The following is a 3,645-nucleotide window of genomic DNA, read 5'->3' as shown; positions in this document are numbered from 1 at the left end:
TCAAAAATTTTGCACTTTATAATAAATTAAGGAAAGCAAAATTTTCTCTCCCAAATTTTTCTTTCGCTACGCTTCAGAAAAACTTCGGATATGCCTAACGTTAGCTGAAATATTCCTTTTCTTTTCGGGCTAACGCCCTAATTGTTTTAAAAATTTTCAAATTTCTTTTTTATTTATTTAAAAGGGGAAAACTAATACAATAACTACATGAACAAAAAAATCATAAAATTATCAGCATTTCTACTTATCGGGCATTTTTTTATTTTCCCCGAAACCGCCCACGCAGTAATTCCTCCGGATTTTATTTTTAATATTGGAACTCAGATTGTTCAATTCTTTTCAATAATCGCCATATTCGCTACCGCCATTCTTGGAACATTTTTTCAATTTTTTAAGACAAGATATTATGCTGTTAAACATAAAAAAACCGTTCTAAGTTTAACTATTCTCACAATTATAGTAGTATCTCTTGTTTCGTCTTATTTTTACGCAACATATAAACAAAAAACGGAATATCAAAAGTGGCTTGAAGAAAGTCAAAGATATAGCCAAAATCAAAATACCAATTTAGATACCGACAATGACGGATTAACTGATCTTGAAGAAACAGATTTAGGAACTGATCCAAATAATCCAGATACGGATAACGACGGATATTCGGACGGAGATGAAGTAAAAAATGGATATAACCCGAATGGCCCAGGAAAACTTGGAGAAAATGTAGTTAATGAAGACGAAAATAACCAATTAAACATTGGTGCTGAAAGTAATAAAAACATCGACACATCTACTAAAAAATTTATCTCTAATGTAAATCTAAATGATAGTTCATCTAGATTTATTAGTGAATATTATGGAAATATCGCTAACGGTAATTTAGAACAAGCCTATGAGATGTCTAAAAAAACTGTTAGCTTTGAGACCTTTAAGGGTTGGTATCTAAAAACATCTAAAATAACATTAGATAAATTGGTTCGAATTGATGAAAAAAAATCATCCATAGAATTAACTTTATACGAGGACGGCACATTCACAAGATATGGCGTTTTGATGACCTTAACTTTACAAAGTGAAATACCAGTAAGAGTTGAGAAATCGGAAGTTAAAATTTTGGCTCAAGGGTTGATTGATAATCAAAATGTTTCTGTTGATGAAAATAAAACTGCTCAAGAGTATGATTTTTTTACGAAAAATGAAAACACAAACATACTTGTTACAAATCAAGATTTTAAAAATATCACAGGCAGCCAGCAAAGTGATTATATTGTTTTAGACGCAAGAGAAAATATTGAATACGAAAATGGCTATTTCCCTGGAAGTTTACATATTCGGTTTGCGGATTTAAAAGCAGGACGCTGGATTGAATTACCAAAAGATAAGCCTGTTTATGTAATTTGTTGGTCTGGGATTCGAGGCAAAGAAGTAGCCGAATTTTTGAGAACCAAAAAAATTGTGTCTTCTTATTTGGAGAATGGCGCTAACGGCTGGGTTGAATTTGGCGGCAAATGGATTGGAGAAATCAAATTTGGAGAAAAATATACAGATTCAAAATATCAAATCGTTTTTAGTACAGATGATGTTAAAAAGAAAGTAACAGAAGGTGTGATCCTTGTTGATACGAGAGAACCGTATAAATACAATCAGTCGCATATTGAAGGAAGCGTCAATATTCCAATTATGTACACCCCAACTATCAATCTTGAAAAAACATTTAGCCAAGTTCTAGCGAATAGCAAGGTTATTACAGTTTGCGACGGATACGTTAATTGTTTTGATGCTAAAATTACGGGAGTTGAACTGGAGAGGAGAGGGCACCAATTTTTAGGCAGATATAACAAACCTTGGGAATATGAAAAATAACACTATTCAATCTCAAGAGATTGACCAAAATAAAAAATTTCTAGGCAATAAAACGCTTAATCTACAAAAGCTCGTAGATTTGGGTTTTAATGTTCCAAAATTTATTGCAATACCTTCGCATATCTCTATAAATTTATATTCAGAAGAAAATCTAAAAAAAGAAGTAGTCCAAGAGGTAATAAAAATTTTGCAATGTAAAAAGTACGCAGTGAGATCAAGTGCCTTAATTGAAGACGGTGAGAATAAATCATTTGCCGGACAATTTACCACTAAACTCAACCTATCCAGTAATGAACTAGCTGGAGGAATAGGTGATGTATTGAAGCAAGCAAATGATTTTCTAAATGGTGAACTTGATAAATTCTCAATAATTATTCAGGAGTATATTGCCCCTGATATTTCCGGCGTTACTTTTACAAGAAATCCAAATGGTAGCAGAGAAATGATAGTTGAATATGGGTTTTGCGAAGGAGAAAAAATAGTTAGCGGAGAAATAAAACCCGAAAAAATCTCTTTTTATTGGAATGAAAATAATATTAAATTACCCAAGCAATTTTCAACAAACCAAGTAATTAAAAAATTTAAAGATATTGAAAATAAAAGTAAATTTCCACAAGACATTGAATGGTGCATCAAAGACAACAAATTTTATTTGCTACAAACAAGGCCAATAACAACAATTACCAGCAAACAATACGAGCAAATAAATTTTTTAGAAAAACAGTTATCGGAAAGAGAAGAATATTTTTTTGGAAAAACAGAAATTTCAGAAATTGCACCACGACCGACAAAATTTACTCTAAGTCTTTTGAAGACTATTTACTCTCAAAATGGACCAGTAAGCAGGGTTTATAAAAAGTACGGCGTCAATTATAACGATACCAACTTTTTGCACGTTGTCGGAAACGAGCTTTTTGTTGATAAAGAAAAAGAAATTCAAGGTTTGCTCCCGGCTTATAGTTATTTGCAAAATCAAAATTTTGTTCCCAAATTCAGCTACTATTCCCAAATGATTCCAACGATAAAAAATCTTTTCTTTCTAAATAAAATTAGAACGAATGGCTACGAGAAAATATTTCAAGATTTAAAAACAAGAATTGAAACAACTAATCAAGACAAAAATTATCAAACAGCGTTAAAAGTTTTTTTAGAGGATTATAAATTAATTTTTGAAACCAACCTCTTATCAGGCTTAGCTATAAAAAAACTAAATTCTCTGCTTAAAAATGAAGTCGTAAAATTACCAGATATTTTAAATGAATGCAGTGTTTTTATTGATTTAAATAAATATAAAGTCTCATCGCCTCAAAATTTAAAGGGTAATTCTTTAGAAATTGCTGATGAATCAAATTTTTCAGCTACTGAAAAAACTGAGAGGCAATCAAGCGACAAAGTATCGCAATGGTGGGGAAAAATGTCCGATTTTAAGAAAAAAATGCTTCAAGACAAAATTAAGGAAGCTATAATCTATAATCTGTTAAGAGAATTGGGAAGGTGGTTAACTATCAAAAACATAAACGCAATAAGGAACTTTTTATTAAGTTATGCGAAAACTCAAGGATTTAACGACTTACAGAATATTTATTTTACCAGTATCAATGTAGTTATTAATGATCGGACTGATGAAATAGTTTGCAAAAAAAGAAAAAATATTTACGACCAATACAATGATTATAAGCTGCCAAACTCAATTACTTCATCATTTATCCAAAAGAGAACAAAAATTTTAGGCGTTTCCGCAGGATTAACGCAAGGTATTTTGCAAAATCACGAATACCTAGATTC

2 protein-coding genes are annotated in these 3,645 nt (G+C 31.1%); both read left to right on the top strand.

The window, feature by feature from the left end; all coding sequences use genetic code 11:
* Positions 1-207 precede the first annotated feature (207 nt).
* Entirely contained in the window at positions 208-1,860 is a 1,653-nt protein-coding gene (locus tag COU51_03715) for a hypothetical protein (protein ID PIR66480.1), read from the top strand.
* A partial coding sequence (locus COU51_03710) for a hypothetical protein (protein ID PIR66479.1) occupies positions 1,850-3,645 on the top strand: 1,796 nt, incomplete at its 3' end. The genes COU51_03715 and COU51_03710, both read left to right, overlap by 11 nt.

The organism is Parcubacteria group bacterium CG10_big_fil_rev_8_21_14_0_10_36_14, assembly GCA_002772895.1.
Lineage (GTDB): Bacteria > Patescibacteriota > Patescibacteriia.
The sequence above is the reverse complement of the archived record's forward strand: the minus strand, read 5'-3'. Positions and strand labels throughout refer to the sequence as shown.

Excerpts from the sequence above, each read along its gene's own strand:
- COU51_03715 (PIR66480.1), top strand. The coding sequence starts at position 208 with ATGAACAAAAAAATCATAAAATTATCAGCATTTCTACTTATCGGGCAT.